Below are 19531 nucleotides of genomic sequence, written 5' to 3' on the forward strand. Positions count from 1 at the left end.
TGCCGCCGTTGCCGCCGTTTTCCTTTCCCGCTTTCTCGCTGACGGAGTCGTCATGGCCGTAAACCTGCGTGGCCTGATCGCCAAGCTGAATGCTCCAACCCGTAGCGCCGTCGAAGCGGCCGCGGGGCTTTGCCTGTCGCGCACGAACTATGATGTCGAAATCGAACACTTCCTCGTGAAGGTGCTCGATGCCAACGACGGCGACCTCGCCGCGATTCTCAAGCACTTCGGCATCAACCGCTCGCGCCTTGCCGACGACCTCGCGCGCGCGCTCGACCGCATCAAGACCGGCAACGCGCGGACCCCCACGTTGAGCCCCTCGCTCGTCAACATGCTCAGCGAGGGCTGGCTGCTTGGCTCGGTGGAGTTCGGTGCCCCGCGCGTACGCACGGGCCATGCGCTGCTCGCCCTGCTCAGCGTCGGTGAACTCGCCCGTATGGCGCAGGACATCAGCAAGGAATTCGAGAAGATCCCGGCCGATGTGCTCAAGAAGGATTTTGCGACGATCACCGCCCCGTCGGCGGAAGCGGCGGCCGAGCTGGGTGCGATCGACAGCGCGGCGTCGAGTGCCAGTGCGTCGAGCGGCAGCGGCGCGCCCAAGGCCGGTGGCCGGACGCCCAACCTCGATCAGTACACCGTCGACCTCACGGCCAACGCCAAGGCCGGCAAAATCGACGCCGTTCTCGGACGGGATTTCGAAGTGCGTCAGGTCGTCGACATTCTCACGCGTCGCCGGCAGAACAATCCGATCCTCGTCGGTGAAGCCGGCGTCGGCAAGACCGCCGTGGTCGAAGGTTTCGCGCGCCGTATCGCCGAGGGCGACGTGCCGCCGCCGCTGCGCAACGTGTCGCTGCGCTCGCTCGACCTGGCCATGCTGCAGGCCGGTGCCGGCGTGAAGGGCGAATTCGAGAATCGTCTGAAGGGGCTGATCGAAGAGGTGAAGAACTCACCCACGCCGATCATCCTGTTCATCGACGAAGCGCATACCATGATCGGTGCCGGTGGCGCGGCTGGACAGAACGATGCGGCCAACCTGCTCAAGCCGGCGCTCGCGCGCGGCGAACTGCGCACCATCGCCGCCACCACGTGGAGCGAGTACAAGAAGTTCTTCGAGAAAGATCCGGCGCTGTCGCGTCGCTTCCAGCTCGTGAAGGTCGATGAGCCCACGGAAGACGTGTGCTGCATCATGATGCGTGCCGTCGTGCCCTCGCTCGAGAAGCACCACGCCGTGCGCATTCTCGACAGCGGCATGGAAGCGGCCGTCCGTCTCTCGCATCGCTATCTCCCCGATCGTCAGCTCCCCGACAAGGCGGTGAGCGTGCTCGACACCGCATGCGCCCGCCTCAACCTCGGTCAGACGGCGACGCCCGGCCCGATCGAAGATGCCCGTCGCACGCTCGATGACATTGCGTTGCAGGAGCGCGTGCTGAATCGCGAACGCGTGGCCGGCGCCGATCACAGCGAACGGCTCACCGAACTCGCCACGCGTCGTGGTCAGGTGCAGGAATCGCTGGCGGCGCTCGAAGCGCGCTGGACCAGTGAGAAGGCCCTCGTGGAGAAGATCCTCGGCGTGCGCGATGCGCTCATCGCTGAAGCGGAGAGTGTCGATCAGACCACCGCGAACACGCTGCGCACCGAATTGAACGGCCTCACCACCGAACTCGAAACAGTGCAGGGCGAAACGCCGCTTATGCGCGTGTTCGTCGATGCCTCGATCGTCGGCGAAGTGATCTCGGGCTGGACCGGTATCCCCGTGGGCAAGATGATGAGCGACGAACTCGGCACGATGCTCGAGCTCGAAAAGCATCTCGGCGCCCGCGTGATCGGACAGGATCATGCGCTTATCGACATCTCGCGCCGCGTGCGCACGTCGAAGGCCGGTATCGAAGATCCGAACAAGCCGAAGGGCGTGTTCATGCTGGTCGGCCCCAGCGGCGTCGGCAAAACGGAAACGGCGCTCGCACTCTCCGATCTGTTGTATGGCGGTGAGCGCAACATCATCACCATCAACATGTCGGAGTTCCAGGAAGCGCATACCGTGTCGACGCTCAAGGGCTCGCCCCCGGGCTACGTGGGCTACGGTGAGGGCGGCGTGCTCACGGAAGCCGTGCGTCGTCGTCCGTACAGCGTCGTGCTGCTCGACGAAGTCGAGAAGGCACACCCCGACGTGCTGGAGCTCTTCTTCCAGGTGTTTGACAAGGGCGTGATGGATGACGGCGAAGGCCGTGAGATCAATTTCAAGAACACGATCATCATCCTGACCACCAATGCCGGCACGGAAACGATCATGAAGCTCACGGCCGATCCGGAAACGATGCCGTTCCCGGATGCCATGGCGAAGGCGCTCAAGCCGGAACTCGACGCGGTCTTCAAGCCGGCCTTCCTCGGCCGCATGGTGATCGTGCCGTTCTATCCCGTGCGTGACGAGAACCTCAAGCAGATCGTTCGTCTCAAGGTGGGCAAGATCGGCCGTCGTCTGCGCGAGACGCACCGTCTCGAGCTGCGCCACGACGAAACGCTCATCGCGCAGGTCGCCGCTCGGTGCACCGAAGTGGAAAGCGGCGCCCGCAACGTCGACAACATTCTGAGTAACACGTTGCTGCCCGAGATCTCACGGATGCTGCTGGCAGCGATGGCGGAAGGCGTTCGTCCTACGGCACTGCGCGTGGGCGTGGCCGAAGACGGAGACTTTACGTACGAAAACGTGGTCGATGCTGCTGCGGTCTGACGCTGCTACGGTTTGACGTAGCGGCTCATCGAGGATACCCGAGGACGTACTGATGGCCTGGTCACAAGCTGATCGACCGTACCGATTGAACACGCCGTTGGGAACGGATGTGCTGTTGCTGCGCGAGTGGCGTGGGGAGGAAGCACTCTCTACGCTGTTCCGCTACACGGTGACGGCGATGAGCACGCGCAACGACATCTCGGCCAAGGAGCTCTTGCTCAAGAAGGTCTCCTTGTTGTTGCGTCTGCCCGACGGCACCGATCGCACCGTGCACGGTGTGGTTAGCCGCATTCGGCGCGGCGGCAAGGCGCCCGTTGGTCTGGTCGCGTACGAGCTCGAGATCCGTCCGCCCCAGTGGGTGCTCGATCTCGACGAAGGCTTTGAGATTTTTCAGAACAAGTCGGCGCGTGATATCGTGAATGCCCTCATGACGGGGGTGAGCACCGCGTGGAAGCTGACGCGCACGGTCGACGAACGCCCGGCCACCTTTCGGTATCGAGAGAGCCGGTGGAACTGTGCCGCTCGCCTCATGGAGCAGGAGGGCGTGTGGTTCCGCTTTGATCACACGGGTGGCGACGCGCAGCTGGTCTGGAGTGACAGCGTCGCATCCGCCAAGGTGGCATGGGGCGTCACCAAGCTCGCGTTCGTCGAATCGGCGGATGATACGTCGCGCCTGACCGGTTTGGGTGTCGACGCCACCCCCTTCGTGTCGAAAACACATCTACGCACGGCCAGCGAATTTCTGGCCATGAAGAGCGTGCACGACACCACCGCGTCGAACGGCGACTTTACGCCGCCGAGCTCGATGTCGGCCTATCTGTTCGACCAGCAGATCGCGGCGCATCACGCACCCGCAGCCGCACCGAACAAGGTGCCGTACGACGCGAAGGTGTACTCGAAGCTGCGTCAGGAGCTCGCCGAGGTCACGGCCGAGGTGTATCACGGCACCAGCACGTATGTCGGACTCGAGCCCGGCGCCAAGTCGGACGTGGTAAACCTGTCGAACGCCAGTTTGAACGCCTCGCTTTTCATCACGAAGGTCGTGCACCGCGGCAGCAACGGCGATTATTTCGCCAACGAGTCGGCGAAGTACGAGTATAGCAACGAGTTCGAGGCGATCCCGGCGGCAACTCCGTTTCGCCCGGCGCGCACCACGCCGTGGCCGCGCATCGGCGGGTCGCACACGGCCGTCGTTGTGGGTCCCGATGGCGACGAGATTTACACCGACGAGTGGGGCCGCGTGCAGGTGGTGTTCAAGTGGGATGAAGACCACAAGCTCGATCTCACGCACTCCTGCTGGGTGCGCGTCGCGACCGCGTCGGCGGGCCAGCAGTTCGGCAGCGTATTTCTACCGCGCATCGGACATGAAGTGATCGTCGAGTTCCTCGACGGAAATCCCGATAATCCGATCGTCACGGGCAGTCTGTACAACAGCGCCAACAAGCATCCGTGGCCGCTGCCCGGCGACAAGAACTCCAGCGGCATTCGCACCAAGTCCACGCTCAAGGGTGGTGCCGAGGACTTCAACGAGCTGCGCTTCGATGACTCGAAGGGCGCGGAGCTGATTTACAAGCAGGCGCAGATGGATCTCGAAACGCTCGTGAAGAATGACGAGCGTCGCGACGTCCAGAACAACCGTACCACGACCATCAAGAGCAACGAGGAAAAGACGGTCAAGGAAGGCTGGGAGAAAACCACCATCGAGAAGGGCGAGCAGTTCATCACGGTGGCCGACAACAACCGGACGCTGCACGTCGAACGGGAGCACGCCATCACCGTGAACGGCGGCGAGACCACCAACGTCGCCAAGGACCGCATCGTCACGGTTGGGCAGAACCAGATGCACGAGATCACGAAGGACAACAGCGTCAAGATCGACGCGAATCAGGAAACGAAGATCAAGCAGAACGACACGACGACGATCGAGATGGGGAATTCCAAGCTCGAGGTCAAGATGGGGAACATCGATGTCGGTGCGAAGATGGGAAACATCACCATCAAGGCCGACATGGGTGCGATCACGATTCAGGCCATGCAAAAGATCGAACTCAAGGTTGGCCTGAGCAGAATCGTCATTGATAATTGCGGCGTAACGATCGAGGGGATGATGGTGAAGGTTGACGGCAAAGTGATGGCCGAAGTGAAGGGCGGCGCCATGGCGACAGTCGACGGCGGCGGCATGACGATGATCAAGGGCGGCATCACCATGATCAATTGATTGGAGACCCCGTGACCATGCCCCCCTCCATCGCGCTCGATCCGCTGGCCGCGCTCACGCCGCCCATGCGGTGGCTGCTCGAGCGCGCCGCGCCCGACGAGCCCGCACTCGCGCTGCTCAATCCCCAGCACACGCTCGAACAACTCTATGTGGCGTGGATGGCGGCTGAGCAGACCCCGTCGGCCATTCGCTTGATCGCCGCGGTGCTCCCCTCCCGCGAGAGCATCTGGTGGGCGTGGGTGTCGGCGCGCTACGCCACCCAGATGGATGGCGGCACCGCCCCAACCGCCGATGATCACGCTACGCTGTCTGCCGTCGAGCAATGGATTGTGCGTCCGGATGATGCGGCCCGGCGAGCCGCGTGGGAAGCGGGCGAGAAATCCGGGCTCGACACGCCGGTCGGCCTTGTGGCGACCGCTGTCTTTCTAAGCGGGACCACGATCGCGCCTCCGTCCGTCCCCCCGGTGCCACCACCGCCCGGCGTAGCCATGCCCATAGTAGCCGGCGCCATCTTGTTGGCCGCCGTTTCGAATACCAAAACTGAACTCATTCCACCAACGTTCGTCTCGTTCGCTGCGCAGGGACTCGAGATCGTGAAGCGACTGGGTGGGTGGGATGCTGCACTCCAGCTGGCGCACGACACGCATCGCCGCCAGCAAGCGGAATACGATCAGGCGACCAATCCACCGGCAGCGAGGTAAGCAATAATGGGCATGCCAGCGTCTCGCATTACCGATATGCACGTCTGTCCAATGGTCACGCCCGGCGTGCCGCCGATTCCGCATGTTGGTGGGCCGATCGTCGTACCCGGTGCCCCAACGGTCATGATCGCCAAGCTGCCCTCCGCCACACTCGGCAGCATGTGCGTCTGCGTCGGCCCCCCCGACGTCATCATCAAAGGGTCCGCAACGGTGCTCCTCATGAAGAAGCCCGCCGCCCGCCTCGGCGACAGCACGGCGCACGGCGGCACCATTGTGCTCGGTGCCCCCACCGTGCTGATCGGCGGCTGAGCCGATCGCCCGTCGCTATCGGCGGATCACCGCCCGAACGGCTGCTCCAGACTCGGCGACTGCGGAGTGAACAGCTCGGCGCCATTCTCCGTGATCACCATGTCGTCTTCCAACCGGATGCCGAACTCGCCCGGGATGTAGATGCCCGGTTCGTCGGAGAACACCATGCCGGGGCGCAACGGCAGCGTGTTGCCGCGCACGAGATACGGCCACTCGTGTCCGTCCATACCCATGCCGTGGCCCACGCGGTGGCTGAAGAATTTGTAGTCGGGACCGAAGCCGGCATCGACGATCACCTTGCGCGCCGCCGCATCCACCGCTTCGCAGGGCACACCCGGCTTCGCCGCCGCCAGCGCCGCGCTTTGCGCGCGATGTTCGATCTCGAATACATCCTTCATGCGCTGCGTCGCCTTGCCGAGCACGAACGTGCGTGAGATGTCGGACGAATAGCCCTCCACTTTGCAGCCGCCATCGATAAGCAAAATGCTCCCCTCGCGTACCACCTGCGGGGTGGCGCTGCCGTGCGGCAGCGCCGAGTACTTGCCGACCTGCACACCCGCTGACCCCGAGTAGCCAAGCTGTTGATGAGCGAGCTGCACCAGCTGCGCGAAGTCGTCCTGCGTCATCCCCTCCTTCAGCGACTTGTAGGCGGCTTCGTACGCCGCGAGGGTAACGGCGCTCGCGTGACGCATGAGCGCGAGTTCATGCGCGTCCTTCACCGTGCGACAGCCAGCGGTGATCGGCGTGCCACTCACCACCGTGACGCCGGGCACGTGCGCGGCCCCGTCAGCGAACATGAAGCGCACCGTCTCCTCGGCGGCGATCGTGGCCGTCGAGAGGCCGCGTGAGGCAAGTCCTTTTCGTAAGAGCTCGTACGGATTCTCGTGCTCTTCCCAGGCCAGCACCTCGGCCTCTCGCCCGAGCGGCCCAAGGCGTGCCTGCTCCATGGCCCGTTCTTCTTCGAACTTCGGCGTGATCAGAAACGCCGCGCCGCGAACGGGAATGATCGCCGCCAGCAGCCGCTCGCTGAGTCCCCAGCGGATGCCGGTGAAGTACTCCATGCTCGTGCCACCGGTGAGCATGAGCGCCGCAGCACCGTTGTCACGCAGGAGCTGTCGCGCCTTCTCGAGGCGTCCCTGTCGCTCCGCCACCGAAATGGGGACCACCCCGTTCTTCATCGGGCGTAACGCGCGAATCGCAGGCGGAAGCACCGGCGGCTGCATGGAGACGGGCGACTCGACCGCCTCGCGTGCCTCGACCGCGGCCGGCACCGACACAACCGCGCCCGCCACGAGTGCCGTTGTAGCTCCAAGAAAGTCACGACGCGTCGCCATGCCGAGCTCCGATGTAGAGAATGGGTGAGTTGCCTTATCTTTATAGCGCTGGCGCGATGCTACGTCGAGTCCAGCCGTCCCACCGTTTATCCAGGCGGACACCTCCACCCGTGTCCGCGCCGCTTTTCATCTCGTGAGGATTCCGTGTTCCTTCCCATACTTCGGCGCGCTGCGCTGGCGGGACGGCGCGGCACCGCAGCCATGTTCGGGCTCGCGCTGTCGATTGCCACTGCCTCTCCGCTCGCGGCCCAAGCCATCGGCACCATCGTCGGCCGCGTCGTTGACGGCGACAACGGTCAGCCGGTTGCCGCCGCGCAGGTCACCGTTGCCGGTACACAGCTCGGACGCTCGACCGGCGACGACGGACGTTTCACGCTGACCAACATCCCGTCGGGTGCGCTGACGATCACGGTGCGTCGCATCGGCTATCAGTTGCAGTCGCGCCCGATCACGCTCGCCGCTGCGGCCACCGTCACCGCCAACTTCACGCTCGTCAAGAGCAGCGTGTCGCTCGCTGGCGTCGTCGTCACCGCCACCGGTGAAGAGCGCAAGAAGGAAGTCGGTAACGCCGTCACCACCGTCGGCAGCGCCGACTTCGAACGCGGTGCGGTCGCGAACACGCAGCAGATTCTGCAGGGTCGTTCCACCGGTGTCACCATTCAGGCGAACGGCGGCGGTCCCGGCTCCGGCGGCAACATTCGCCTCCGTGGCGTCAACTCGATTACACAGGGCAACCGCCCGCTGATCTACGTCGACGGCATCCGTATCTTCAACGGCAACTCGCCGACCGGCGTCTCGTCGCGCCAGTCCGTGTCGCCGCTCAACGACATCGCCGCCGCCGATATCGATCGCATCGAAGTCGTGAAGGGGCCGGCCGCCACCACGCTGTACGGCACCGAGGCATCCGGCGGCGTGATTCAAATCTTCACCAAGCGTGGCCGCGAAGGCCCCGCCGTGTGGACGCTCGAAGCCAGTGCCGGCGTGAATAGCATGGGCGACTTCGGCCCGCGCTCCGATCCGACGCGCATGTTCGTGCGCGAATGCCGCGGGCCAAATGTCGTGGACGGGAACGGCGTCGCCTTCGAAGATGCCACCTGCCCCGCCAGTGGCTCGTGGCTGCAGAACGGCTTCCTGGGCCGTTACTCGCTCGGTGTGCGTGGATCCGGCAGCGGCATCAACTACGCGATCTCCGGGAATCTCGATAACGAGTTCGGCGTGCTCCGCGTCGGTCACAACAAGACCGGCGGCCTCCGCGCGAACCTCGGCTTCGCGCCGTCCAAGACCGTGACGCTCGCGCTCAACACGTCGTGGCAGCGCCGCAATACGGCGATGATCTCCGACGGTAACAGCGCCGACGGATTTCTCCTCAACGTCTCGCGCGGCCCCGGCTCGAACTTCAAGGGCGCCGGCTGCAGCAACACGACGATCACCTGCGTCGTGAACGACACCCTGTTCTCGAAGGGCAACACCATTGGCGGTGATCACTTCATCACCGGCGGCACGGCCACGTGGAATCCGACGGCGAACATCAGCAACCGTCTCTCCATCGGTATCGACTACAACAACAACGATCAGCGAACCGTCAATCCGTTCGGCTATCCGCGCACACCGACCGGGCAGTACTTCCAGACGCTCTGGAATCGTCAGCTCATGACGGTCGACCTCGCGAGCACGTGGAAGCAGACGTACAGCAAGAATTTCTCGGGCACGTCGTCGGTCGGCGGTCAGCTGTTCGACAGCCGTCTCAACTCGACCGACCTGCAGGGCGACAACTTCGCCGGCCCCGGCCTCCCCACATTGATCTCCGCGTCGCTACGTCAGATCACCGATGTGAACCAGCAGCGCGTCATCAACGCCGGCTTCTTCGCCCAGCAGATGATCGGCTGGCGCGACCGCCTGTTCGTCACCGCTGGCGCCCGCGTGGACGGCAACTCGGCGTTCGGCTCGGGCTTCGGACTGCAGACGTATCCCAAGCTCAGCATGTCGTACGTGCTCTCCGACGAATCGTTCTGGCCATCGAATCTCATCGAAACGTTCAAGTTCCGCGCCGCCGTCGGTGAAGCCGGCAAGGCGCCGGGCGCCTTCGACGCCACGCGCACCTGGAACCCGATCGCCGCCGAAGGCGGTCTCTCCGGCTTCACGCCCGGCCAGCTCGGCAACCCGAACCTCGGCCCCGAGCGCACGCGCGAAAGTGAAGTGGGCTTTGACGCCGGCTTCTGGGGCGGCCGTCTCGGCGCGGTGGTCACGTACTTCAGCGCGCGCACCAACGACGCCATCATCAATGTCGCGTATCCGCCGTCGCAGGGCTTCGCCACCAACCAGCCCGAGAACGTCGGCACGATCAAGAATAGCGGCCTCGAAGCGCAGCTCACCGCGTCGTTCGAGCCCACCAGCTGGTCACGCCTCGAAACGCGCTTGCAGTTCACGCGCGTGAAGGGTGAAGCCGTCGATCTCGGCGGTCGCGTCCTCACCATCGACGCGCTCTCGCGCAGCTACGTGCAGGAAGGCTTGCCGCTGCCGTCGTACGTGGGCCTCAAGGTTCGCAACCCGAATGAACTTGGCGCCGCCATCGTCGACACCAACCAGTTCCTCGGCGCCACCTTCCCCACGCAGATCATCAATCCGTCGATCACGCTGACGCTCTTCAAGAATTTCACCATCGACGCCGTCGGTGAATTCCAGCGCGGTGGACATCTGCTCAACGCGATCGGCTTCCAGAACGCCGGACTCGGCATCTGGCAGCCTTGCTTTGCGGCGCAGAAGGCGCTCCGCGCAGCAGCCGCCGGTGATGCGGCGGCCTTGGCCGGCGTGAACGCGAAGGACCGCATGCGCTGCTCGATTGTCGCCGCCCAGCGTGACTACAGCTACTGGGTGGAGAGCTCGGACTTCTTCAAGCTCCGTAGCATCTCAGCCTCGTACGACGTGCCGAAGCGCTTCACGCCCGGCGCCCGCAACATGACCGTCTCGGTTGCCGGACGGAATCTCTTCGTCAACACGAAGTACACCGGCTCCGATCCCGAAGTCGCCGACCAGCGCACGAGCACCTTCTCGCGTCGCGACTACTACGTCTTCCCGACGTACCGCACGTTTCTGTTTAGCGTGAGGACGAGCTTCTGATGCTTACCATGACTGCATTCTCCGCGATGTCCCGCCGTGCCGTACCGGCCGCGACGATCGCTCTCGCGACCCTTCTTGGCGCCTGTGATCTCAAGGTCACGAACCCCGGTCCGCTGCTCGACACGGATCTCAACAACGCCAGCGCTATCCCGGCGCTCGTGAATGGCATGGGTGGCGATCTCTCGAACGCCATCGGCAACTACCTGACCCGCGGATCGCTCGCGGCCCTCGAGCTGCGCCATTCCGGCAACTTCGCCGCCGAGCGCAAGTTCGCCGCTGGCGACATCGCGCCGGAAGACGTGAACGGCGACTGGGCGCGCATGCACACCGCCCGCTACGTCGCCGAAGCCGGACTCGTTCGCATGAAGACTGTGCTCGGCGACGCGTTCGAAACGAACGCCAACACGCCGCGCGCGTACCTCTATGCCGGCTTCGCCAATCGGTTCCTTGGTGAAAACGTCTGCAACGCCGTGTACGACGGCGGACCGGCGCTGCCGAGCAGCACGCACTTCGTGCGCGCCGAAAGCCTCTTCACGCGGGCGCTCACGATTGCCCGCGCGCTGAACAACACGGCGCTCACCAACGCGGCGCTCGCCGGCCGCGCGCAAGTGTACGCCAATCAGGGCAAGTGGACGGAAGCCGCCGCCGACGCGGCGCTCGTGCCGGTCGCGTTCCGCCACAACGCCGTCTTCTCGATCAACACCACGCGAGAGAATATGGATCTGGCGACCCAGACCATCTCGCGTCGTGAAGTGACGGTCTGGAACACGGTGTGGGTGGCCGATCGCGATTCCCGTGTGCCGTACGACACGGTGAAGACGGGCACCACGATCACCAAGGGGCAGGACGGTGCCACCAACTTCTTCCGCCAGCGGAAGTACATCACCCTTGGAGACCCCGTCGCACTCGCCAAGGGCACCGAAATGCTGCTCATTCGTGCCGAAGCGGCCCTGCGGGCCAACGACGTTACGAATGCGATGCTCTTCATCAACCAGGGTCGCACGGCCGCGGCCTTGGCTCCGCTCACCGCGACCACGGTGGCCGACGCCTACGTGCATCTGATGCGCGAACGCGGCGCCGTGCTCTGGCTCGAAGGCCGTCGCCTGTTCGACTTGCGTCGTTGGCTGGCGGAAGGTCGGAACACGTCGCTGCAGGGACGTAGCACCTGCATCCCGATCAGCCTCGAAGAGCGTGGTGCCAACCCGAACGTCAGCGGCGCGCAGTAACGGCGCCGGTCACAGAGTACACAAAGCGGGGGTGCGGCGAGAGCCGCACCCCCGCTTTGTCGTCGTCGCCCCTAGATCGGCCGACGCCACATCACGAAGGTCGTTCCGTCTACGTGCCGGAGCGGCACCCTCTTCGCCAGCGCATTCAGCGCCGCGAACACGCCGGGCGCGTGTCCGGGCCCGGCGTAGTCGTGCCACAGCACCAACCCTCCCGGCTTCACGATCCGCATCGCTTTGGCAGAGTCGCTCTCCACATACGACTGCGCGTGGGATCCGTCCACAAAAACCAGATCGGCCCGGTTCAGAAAGGGCGCTTCGTCGAACTGTTTGCTGTCGCCGTACAGCTGCTCCACGCGGTCGGCGTATGGCGTCCCGGAGTACAGGAACTCGTCGAACGCCGACTCACGCAGAGCGAACTTGGTGTCTTCGTCCGTGTCGTTTGGTGCTTTGACGTATTCATGTTGCTGTGATGGCGCTAAAGTGATGGTATTAATCGAGGCGTTACTCGGCGCGTTCCGGCTCCACAGATAGGCCGTTTTCCCGGTGCATGTGCCGAATTCGAAGAGGCGCTCCGCCCGTTTCGCCAGCACCGCCAGGATCCAGGCCTCCGCATCGCTGGTGCCGCCCGGCACCAGCATCGGGCCACGTCCGATGAACGTCACTTCCGTCTCGATCGTCGGACCGAAGCGGCCCGGGGTAAACACCGGATCGAGTTCGTGCAGCCGGATGCGTCTGATTGGCCACGGTCCGAACAGACCTTGCTGCTTCCGGCGAGCCCGGTCGGCGAGCAGCCGAACGGTCAGCATCAGGCACACGACGCCGCACAGCGCGGCAACGATCCAGGCGGTCATTCGATTGGGCAAAGAGGGGAATTCTTGGCGGGCCAGCGCGCCGACAATCGGCGCGTTCTATTGTCGGAGGTCGCGTGCTATCCCGCCAGAGATGTGGGTGATGTTAAACACACGTTGGCATCTATACTCTGCTCCCGCCTCCCGCTCAGGACCCATGCGTCGCGCATTGCATTTGTTGTCCACGTTGGCTCTCGTCACCGCTCCGCTGCACGCGCAGAGTGCAGGTGGCGTTCCGTCCAGCGGCACGCTGGTCATCACCAACAAGTCACCAGCCACCGCGACCATCATCGATGTCGCGAGCGCCCGCGTGCTTGCCACGTTACCCACGCAGCCGGGCCCACATGAAGTCGTGCTGTCGCGCGACGGACGCGTCGCCGTGGTGTCCGACTATGGCGCGCAAACCGGCGGCAACACGCTCACGGTCATTGACGTGCCAGCGCTGCGCGTGGCGCGCACCATCACCCTCGGTGCGTACCGACGGCCACACGGGCTCGTGCTCCTCCCCGGCGATTCCTTGGTAGCCGTCACGTCGGAGACCAACAAGCAGCTGCTCATCGTGCGCATCGCGACTGGTGACATCGTGCAGGCGATCGCCACGCAGCAGAACGGGTCGCACATGGTGGGCGTCACCGCGAACGGCACCCGCGCGTGGACCGGAAACATCGGCAGCAATTCGATCTCTGAACTCGATCTCGTGAAGGGCATCGTGCTGCGCAACATCATGGTGCCTGCACAGCCCGAGGCGATCAACGTGACGCCCGATGGACGCGAGGTCTGGGTGGGCAGTAACGCGACCGGGTTACTCAGTGTGGTCGACGCCGCCAGCGGGAAGGTATCGACCGCCGCCGAAGGCTTTGGCTGGCCCTATCGCGTGCTCTTCTCGCCGGACAATGCGCTGGTACTGCTCCCCGATCTCAAGAAGGAAGAGCTGCGCTTCGTGGATCGCCGCACGCGCCGCGAACTCGGACGCCTCGCCCTTCCCGGCATGGGACCACAGGGCATCATCTTCACGCCCGACGGCACGCATGCGTTCCTGTCGTTGAGTACTGGTGCGCGGATCGCGGTCATCGACGTCGCAGCCCGCCGTGTCGTGCGCGAGATCACCGCCGGTGACACGCCCGACGGCATCGCGTACACGACCCGCGTCGTCGATGCGTTGCCGGCCGGCTTTCGCGGGGCATTCGCCGACGCGGACAGTAGAGCGCGCACCATCGTGTTTTGGTATCAGTGCGTGGGCGCGATCGCGCGCCTGCGCGCCGAGGGAGGGTTCGGACCGGCAGCGACCGCACCACGCCTCATCTACTGCGAGCGAACGCGCGACGGCGTTCCGGTTGGTGGCGTGTACGACATCGACCCCGCCTTCCGTTCGGTGCAGCGATTCAGCGCCGTGCGACTCGATGGTACGCGCGAGCGGTACAGCGGGGCGATCGATACCGCTCGCGTTGCGCTGGAGGCCAAGCTGGTCAACGACGTCACTCGCGAGGTGACCCCGGCGTTCGCGAAGCTGGGACGGCCCTTCTCGGTCGTACCGGTGCCGCGGAGCGACGGCGGGCTCGAAGCGTGGGCGATTCCTCGCGCCACGAAAGCTCGCATGTTCGTGACGGGGGGTGAGGTAGCCTTCGCGCGCCTCACCGACGGCGCGATACGCCGCACGGTGGATCACACGGCCACCTGGACTCAGCTTCCGTTGACCGCCGACGGCGAACTCGAAATCCCGAGCGCTGAGCGCGACGTGGCCGCCGTCGCCGATCTGTTCACCGCGCACTATCATGGCGCGCTCGGTCGTGACGTCAGTGTGCACACCGCCACCATGGTGAGCCGGCTCGTCTCGGGCATCGATCCTGTCACGGGCGCCCGCGCGGTGTGGCAACATGCCGTGAAAGCACCGGCGCGTTGACGCACAGGATGCGGCGCGATCGACCGACGGCACGACGCCGATCGGAGAATCTCCCGTTACGTCCGGGTGCTATACTCTCAAGGACCCGTCGCGTTGGCAGTCTTGCGCCCCACCATCCCGAGCCTGCCGTATGAACGACGCCATGATTGTCTACGCCATCAACCTGATCATCGGCGCCATCCTCGCTGGTGTGATGGGACGATACTGGCGGCTGGACGCGCGCGGTGGCGCGTTGCGCTATTGGATCGTGGCGGCCTGGACACTCACCTCCGCCGATCTGCTCTTCGTGCTCCGCGCGGCGTATCCCGACGTGGTCGTCCGGATGCTGCCGACGCTGATGGTCACCGTTGGTCAGCTAGTGCTGATCTTCGCCGCGCAGCGCACCGCGGAGCGCCCGACCACCGCACGCATCGCCGTCCTCATCTTCGCGCTGCATACGATCTTCTTGTTTGGCTTCATGGTGGCGCCGCAGTTCTCGGACTGGCGATCGGTCGGGAACACGATTCTCTGGGGTGCGCTCGCGTTTCAGGCGGCCTGGGTGCTATCACGACCAATCGGCGCGCAGCGTTCCGTCATGCAGATTCCAGCAGTGGTCCTGGCGGCGCACGGCGTGTTTCAAGCGATGCGACTCGTGTTGGCCCTGCGAGCAGCCGCGCGTCCGGGCGAAGGTCTTGGCCCGCTTGTGCAGCTCATCGGTGACCTCGAAGTCAGCCTGTTCATGGTCGCGCTCTTCGTGAGCGTACTGGCCGCCTTCCTCGAGCAGAGCAATCGCGAGCTGCGCGCCGCGATGGACGATGTCGTCCAGCTGTCGTCCATGCTGCCGTTGTGCGCTTGGTGCAAGAACGTCCGCAACGACGACGGCTACTGGCAGCGCATCGAGACGTACCTCACCACGCATCGGGTGAACGTCACGCACGGCATCTGTGAGGATTGCGCGGCGACGCATGGCGCGACCCCGCCGCCGGCAGCGCCCGCCACGCCGTAGCGTTACTCGTATTGCCCCTTTGCCGCCGTGCCGTCGAACGGCTTCGGCATGGCCACATCGGCCGGTGGCTGCACTTCCCGCAATCCCACGGTGGTGAACGGACGCGAGGTGTCGGTGAGCACGCATTCGCGGAACCACTGCATCGGTGGTTTCGTCTCGTCGACGGTGAGATGCTGCACCGCCTTGATGCGAATCGGTGATCCCTTGAGGCCGCAGTCGAACGTCAAAATACGATTCTTGTGCACGGGCGGGACTTTCAGCACGCTCGGGCGCAGGATCGCCGGTTTATCTTCCACCGTCACGCACATGATCCCGCCATTCTTCTTCAGATAGGCGCGCACCACGTTCGCTTTGTCTTTCGCTTCGCTTTCGCGTTCGAAAGTGTCCTTCGGGATCCGGTTGCCGTGCTTGTCGTACAGTCGGCACGGTACGTCGTCGTTGTAGAGCTGCTGGCGGACACAGTCGAACGCCCACGCGTAACGCATCACCCACGACACGAACGTGACGCTGTTTGGATTGCGCTGATACTGGTCGCCCACATAGCGCCACCACGTCCCGAGATTCTTCTCGATCATGGTGATCGTCTCTTTCCACTCGAGGCGCGGCATCTCGACGAACGAGCCGAACGTGCTCGGCTTGTAGTGCAGCTTGAATTCCACGGCGAGCTTATTGCCGAAGTTTTCGGCCGGGCCGTCCCTGATTGTCGGGGTGGCGCTTTCGAGAATCCAATGGCCCATGTCGCGACGCTCCTGCAGGGTGTGGCGCGGTAACTCAGATCGGAAGGTGCGGCGAACATACGGCCTGAGTGCCGACGCCGCGAGACGTTTCCGGCGTCTATCCTGTCAGTGCGGGTACCCGTAGGTCACGCGCAGCCCCGCCTGATCGGGGTGATACGACGTCTGCGTATTCGCGAGATGCGAGGTCATGATCGTGAATGCCTGCGCCGCGGCGCCATCGAGCGCCGTCACCACTCCCGGTTTCACATCGCCCTTGTACGCGTGCACGCGCACGCCGGCATATCCCAGTTCCAGCAAGGCATCATAGAACCGTTCGCCGAATGACGATTTCAGATTCGGGCGCGCGTCCATGCGCTGATGGCGCGCGATGATCGGCGCGAGCGTCGCCTGCACCCGCGGCGCTACGCGCGCGCCAAGTGCGTCACGGTGCTTCGGCAGCGCGTCCTGAATCTCCGGCTCGAAGTGCGTCCGAATCTGCTGCTCGGCCAGCGTCAGCTCCTGCACCCGACCGAACGCATTATCGGTGAAGCCTCCACCACAGGCGAGGAGCTCGATCAGGCGGTGCGACGTGGGCAAGCCCTCTTTGCGCATTGTCTTGGCGAGGTGCTTGGCCGTATAAGTCTTCCACTCCGGTGCGGGCCCATCGTCCACCAGATCATCGATCGCCGTCAGCGGCCGCTTGATGTTGTCAGCGCGCTTGAGCACCTCGCTCGCCGCATTCCGATCGGCCCCGGCCTTCTCCATGCCCGAAAGGCCGCTCCCGTGGATCACCACATAGAGCGTGTCGTCGGCGCCGATGCCGGCGAGACAGCCATGTCCGCCTCGCCGGTTGTTCCACTTCGCCAATCCCTTCAGAGCATTATTGCGCCGCGTGCCGTGGCAGCTGCCGGGATTTTGCAGATTGAGCTTTTCCTCCAGGCCAACGGCCGCCTTGAGCAGCTCAGGCGTCGGGACCGGTAGATAGACGTAGCTCGCCATGACTCGCGGGGTGGGAGGGAGTGGTGCCCGAATGTACGACAGCAATCACGACAGCACACGCTACAAACAACGGCGCCCCAGCCAAAGCCCGGGCGCCGCTCTCATATCCGTTCGTGTTTCCACAGTGGCTAGGGAGGGAATCGAACCCCCGACACGCGGATTTTCAGTCCGCTGCTCTACCAACTGAGCTACCTAGCCATACCATCGACAGACCCTCAGGCTAACCAACCCAATGGTCATTCCGCAAGCGCTGGCGTCGCTCCGGACACCATCTGAGCAAAACGTACGCCGTAAACGTACACCGTTATCCTACTTCACCCGACCCACGCTCGACACATGCGCGTTCACCGCGTGATTCACGCGCACCCCAAACACGCCATCGGGACGCACCGTCGCCCGCGGCAGCCGCACCGCCTCGGTGCCGTTCACCGTGAACGCCACGTCCGCCGCCGACACGTCCACCCGCAGCACGTTCTTGGCCGCATCGGTGCCGGCCTGTTTGGTGATCGCTGCCAGCGAGGTCCAGTCGGTCAGCGTGACCGTCTTCTGCCCCTGTCGCTGCTTCACCAGGAACTTGCCGTCGTTGCGCAGCAGAAAATACGTGTACGACTGGGTCGCGTCGGACAGCGCCGACCCGCCCACGAACAGGCCATACCCTTCCAGATCGCGACCCTTGGTCGGAAACAGGAAGATCGTGCTTTCCACCGTGTAGGCCCCCGACGCCGCACTGTCGGGATGCCACAGAATCGCCGCCGGCCCCGTCGTGAGATGAAACCCCGGCGTCATCTGCGCGAACGCGATCGTATCGACGTCGCCCGCCATCTTGTGACCGCCCGCATCGGTCCGCACCTGCCACCCGATCGGTCGCTTCCCTTCGTTGCCGCCCGTCTTGTGTTCCTGCGCCAGCACCGTCAACGGGAACGCGATCGACGCGCACAACGCTACGCCCATCGCGATGGAGAGCGCCGATACCCGGGACGCGCGACCAGTCATATGAAACTCCAGTGTAGACGGTAGTACTCCCTACCCCGTACCCCCTTACTCCCTACCCCGTACTCCCTACTCCCTACTCCCTACTCGGCCTTAGTCGCCGTCGCCGTGATGATGCTCTTCAAACCACCACGCACGTTGAAATCGCCGACCACCGTCATCGTGTGCGGATCGCACGCCGCCACCAGATCATCAAGGATCCGGTTCACCGCACGCTCGTAAAAGATGCCGTCGTTGCGGAAGCTCCAGAGATACATCTTCAAGCTCTTCAGCTCGAGACATACCTCGGCCGGCTGATACGTGATGCGGATCGTCGCGAAGTCGGGAGCGCCGCCCTCGAGCAACTTCAACTCCGCCGCATCGGTTTCGATGCCGCCGAGTGGACAGAGCGACGTGAATTCCGTCGTCTCCATGAAAATTTCGTACTTGCGATCCCCGTAGGGATTCGGAAACGTCTCCAGCAGTTCAGGCTTGGGCATGCCCGAATGTAATGCGAGAACGGCAACCGGTCAGGTGAGGTCGCGCAGACGCTTCGACCATTCGTCCAACAGCAGTCGCTCGGCCTGCGTCAAACTCGACATCCCTTCGGCCGCGATCTTGTCCAGCACGGCATCCAGCGCGGTGCTCGGCTGCGGCGCGACGGCCGTCTGGCCGGGGCGCGGCGTCGGACGCGGTTCCGGGCGCGGTTCGGGACGTACGCGCGACACCGCCGCCTTGCTCTGCGCCACGATATCGTCGACTTCCCGCTCACGCGGACGCGATGATTTGGGCACCGCGCGCGGCGTGTCGTCACCGTAATCCGGCGCCGACGCGATGCGATTGCGGAAACGACCCAGACTGCCGGCACCCGGGGCACGGAGATACACCCAGCCCGCCAACATGCCGCCGATGTGCGCGGCGTACGCCGTGCCGCCGATGCTGCCGGAATCGACCACGGCCATCGTGATGTTGATCAGCGCCATGAACACCACCAACCACTTCACCTTCATCGGCACCACGCCGAAGAACAGCACTTCATCGTCGGGCCAGCGCGAGGCGTACGCCACCGCGATGCCAAGAATCGCCGCCGATGCGCCGACCAGCGTGCCGCCGTTGCGCTGGAACATGTAGTGAAACGCCCAACCGCCAATGCCGCACCAGAGGTAGTACCACACGAAGGTGCTGCTGCCCCACGCCCGCTCCACGCGCGGACCGAACAACCACAGCGTCCACATGTTCAGCAGCAGATGCATGATGCCGCCGTGCACGAACATGTACGTGCCGATCGTCCACAGCGAACGTGACGCCAGATCACCGGCCGAATACCCAAACCAGTTCGCCATGTTCGCATCGCCGACCAACGTGGCCTGCACGAAATACACGCCCACGCACAAACCGATCAGCCAATAGACGGCCGACGGGTTACGGGGTTGATCGAAATCGTCGTACGTGACGTAGGCCATGGCAGGACGCGAAAAGAC

At 64.3% G+C, this 19531-nt stretch carries 15 protein-coding genes and 1 tRNA gene; 8 read left to right on the forward strand and 8 right to left on the reverse strand.

Annotated features, from left to right (window positions below; translation table 11 throughout):
• Positions 1–52: 52 nt before the first annotated feature.
• From tssH to RMP10_RS01345, 4 genes are read left to right on the forward strand one after another with little or no spacing between them, the layout of a single operon-like run.
• The gene (tssH, locus tag RMP10_RS01330) at positions 53–2728 is read left to right on the forward strand and encodes a type VI secretion system ATPase TssH (protein ID WP_310568712.1); all 2676 of its coding nucleotides are present in this window, start codon (positions 53–55) and stop codon (positions 2726–2728) included.
• Between the two features lie 52 nt (positions 2729–2780).
• A complete protein-coding gene (gene tssI, locus RMP10_RS01335; RefSeq protein WP_310568713.1) occupies positions 2781–4946 on the forward strand; it encodes a type VI secretion system tip protein TssI/VgrG in 2166 nt (721 codons plus the stop codon).
• 11 nt (positions 4947–4957) lie between these two features.
• A complete protein-coding gene (locus RMP10_RS01340; RefSeq protein ID WP_310568714.1) occupies positions 4958–5647 on the forward strand; it encodes a hypothetical protein in 690 nt (229 codons plus the stop codon).
• Positions 5648–5653: 6 nt separating this feature from the next.
• Positions 5654–5956 (forward strand): PAAR domain-containing protein, encoded by a 303-nt coding sequence (locus RMP10_RS01345; protein ID WP_345785763.1) that lies wholly within the window; start codon positions 5654–5656, stop codon positions 5954–5956.
• A 26-nt stretch (positions 5957–5982) separates the two neighbouring features.
• On the opposite strand, the gene RMP10_RS01350 is transcribed toward RMP10_RS01345, so the two are convergent.
• On the reverse strand, positions 5983–7290 hold the full coding sequence (locus RMP10_RS01350) for a Xaa-Pro peptidase family protein (RefSeq protein WP_310568716.1): 1308 nt from the start codon (positions 7288–7290) through the stop codon (positions 5983–5985).
• Positions 7291–7434: 144 nt separating this feature from the next.
• Between RMP10_RS01350 and RMP10_RS01355 the strand changes: the two genes are divergently transcribed.
• Complete coding sequence (locus RMP10_RS01355; RefSeq protein ID WP_310568717.1) at positions 7435–10407, forward strand: TonB-dependent receptor; 2973 nt, start codon at positions 7435–7437, stop codon at positions 10405–10407.
• An 8-nt stretch (positions 10408–10415) separates the two neighbouring features.
• Entirely contained in the window at positions 10416–11633 is a 1218-nt protein-coding gene (locus tag RMP10_RS01360) for a RagB/SusD family nutrient uptake outer membrane protein (protein WP_310568718.1), read from the forward strand.
• 71 nt (positions 11634–11704) lie between these two features.
• Here the strand turns inward: RMP10_RS01360 and RMP10_RS01365 are convergent, their stop codons facing one another.
• Positions 11705–12484 carry a class I SAM-dependent methyltransferase gene (locus RMP10_RS01365; RefSeq protein WP_310568719.1) on the reverse strand — a complete coding sequence of 260 codons (780 nt, stop codon included), beginning with the start codon at positions 12482–12484 and terminating at the stop codon, positions 11705–11707.
• Between the two features lie 154 nt (positions 12485–12638).
• On the opposite strand from RMP10_RS01365, the gene RMP10_RS01370 reads away from it, so the two are divergent.
• Positions 12639–14381, forward strand: a complete 1743-nt coding sequence (locus RMP10_RS01370; RefSeq protein WP_310568720.1) for a YncE family protein — start codon at positions 12639–12641, stop codon at positions 14379–14381.
• A 130-nt stretch (positions 14382–14511) separates the two neighbouring features.
• Positions 14512–15366, forward strand: coding sequence for a hypothetical protein (locus RMP10_RS01375; protein WP_310568721.1), 855 nt, complete (start codon positions 14512–14514; stop codon positions 15364–15366).
• A 2-nt stretch (positions 15367–15368) separates the two neighbouring features.
• Here the strand turns inward: RMP10_RS01375 and RMP10_RS01380 are convergent, their stop codons facing one another.
• The 6 genes from RMP10_RS01380 to RMP10_RS01405 form a co-directional block, all read right to left on the reverse strand.
• Complete coding sequence (locus tag RMP10_RS01380) at positions 15369–16103, reverse strand: hypothetical protein (RefSeq protein WP_310568722.1); 735 nt, start codon at positions 16101–16103, stop codon at positions 15369–15371.
• Positions 16104–16208: 105 nt separating this feature from the next.
• Positions 16209–17081 (reverse strand): hypothetical protein, encoded by an 873-nt coding sequence (locus RMP10_RS01385; protein WP_309669677.1) that lies wholly within the window; start codon positions 17079–17081, stop codon positions 16209–16211.
• A gap of 125 nt (positions 17082–17206) precedes the next feature.
• A tRNA-Phe gene (locus RMP10_RS01390) sits at positions 17207–17279 on the reverse strand.
• Between the two features lie 111 nt (positions 17280–17390).
• Positions 17391–18074 carry a hypothetical protein gene (locus tag RMP10_RS01395; protein WP_310568723.1) on the reverse strand — a complete coding sequence of 228 codons (684 nt, stop codon included), beginning with the start codon at positions 18072–18074 and terminating at the stop codon, positions 17391–17393.
• Between the two features lie 80 nt (positions 18075–18154).
• Entirely contained in the window at positions 18155–18550 is a 396-nt protein-coding gene (gene queF, locus RMP10_RS01400) for a preQ(1) synthase (protein ID WP_309669679.1), read from the reverse strand.
• A gap of 30 nt (positions 18551–18580) precedes the next feature.
• Positions 18581–19513: a rhomboid family intramembrane serine protease gene (locus tag RMP10_RS01405; protein WP_310568724.1), complete on the reverse strand. Its 933-nt coding sequence runs from the start codon at positions 19511–19513 to the stop codon at positions 18581–18583.
• Positions 19514–19531: the final 18 nt, after the last annotated feature.

The organism is Gemmatimonas sp. (genome assembly GCF_031426495.1).
Taxonomy (GTDB): domain Bacteria; phylum Gemmatimonadota; class Gemmatimonadetes; order Gemmatimonadales; family Gemmatimonadaceae; genus Gemmatimonas.

Bases quoted from the DNA above. Each gene is read 5' to 3' on its own strand.
- tssH (WP_310568712.1), top strand. From the start codon at position 53: ATGGCCGTAAACCTGCGTGGCCTGATCGCCAAGCTGAATGCTCCAACC.
- RMP10_RS01385 (WP_309669677.1), bottom strand. From the start codon at position 17,081: ATGGCGAGCTACGTCTATCTACCGGTCCCGACGCCTGAGCTGCTCAAG.
- tssI (WP_310568713.1), top strand. From the start codon at position 2,781: ATGGCCTGGTCACAAGCTGATCGACCGTACCGATTGAACACGCCGTTG.
- RMP10_RS01370 (WP_310568720.1), top strand. From the start codon at position 12,639: ATGCGTCGCGCATTGCATTTGTTGTCCACGTTGGCTCTCGTCACCGCT.
- RMP10_RS01380 (WP_310568722.1), bottom strand. From the start codon at position 16,103: ATGGGCCATTGGATTCTCGAAAGCGCCACCCCGACAATCAGGGACGGC.
- RMP10_RS01365 (WP_310568719.1), bottom strand. From the start codon at position 12,484: ATGACCGCCTGGATCGTTGCCGCGCTGTGCGGCGTCGTGTGCCTGATG.
- RMP10_RS01395 (WP_310568723.1), bottom strand. From the start codon at position 18,074: ATGACTGGTCGCGCGTCCCGGGTATCGGCGCTCTCCATCGCGATGGGC.
- RMP10_RS01345 (WP_345785763.1), top strand. From the start codon at position 5,654: ATGGGCATGCCAGCGTCTCGCATTACCGATATGCACGTCTGTCCAATG.
- RMP10_RS01350 (WP_310568716.1), bottom strand. From the start codon at position 7,290: ATGGCGACGCGTCGTGACTTTCTTGGAGCTACAACGGCACTCGTGGCG.
- RMP10_RS01360 (WP_310568718.1), top strand. From the start codon at position 10,416: ATGACTGCATTCTCCGCGATGTCCCGCCGTGCCGTACCGGCCGCGACG.
- RMP10_RS01375 (WP_310568721.1), top strand. From the start codon at position 14,512: ATGAACGACGCCATGATTGTCTACGCCATCAACCTGATCATCGGCGCC.
- queF (WP_309669679.1), bottom strand. From the start codon at position 18,550: ATGCCCAAGCCTGAACTGCTGGAGACGTTTCCGAATCCCTACGGGGAT.
- RMP10_RS01405 (WP_310568724.1), bottom strand. From the start codon at position 19,513: ATGGCCTACGTCACGTACGACGATTTCGATCAACCCCGTAACCCGTCG.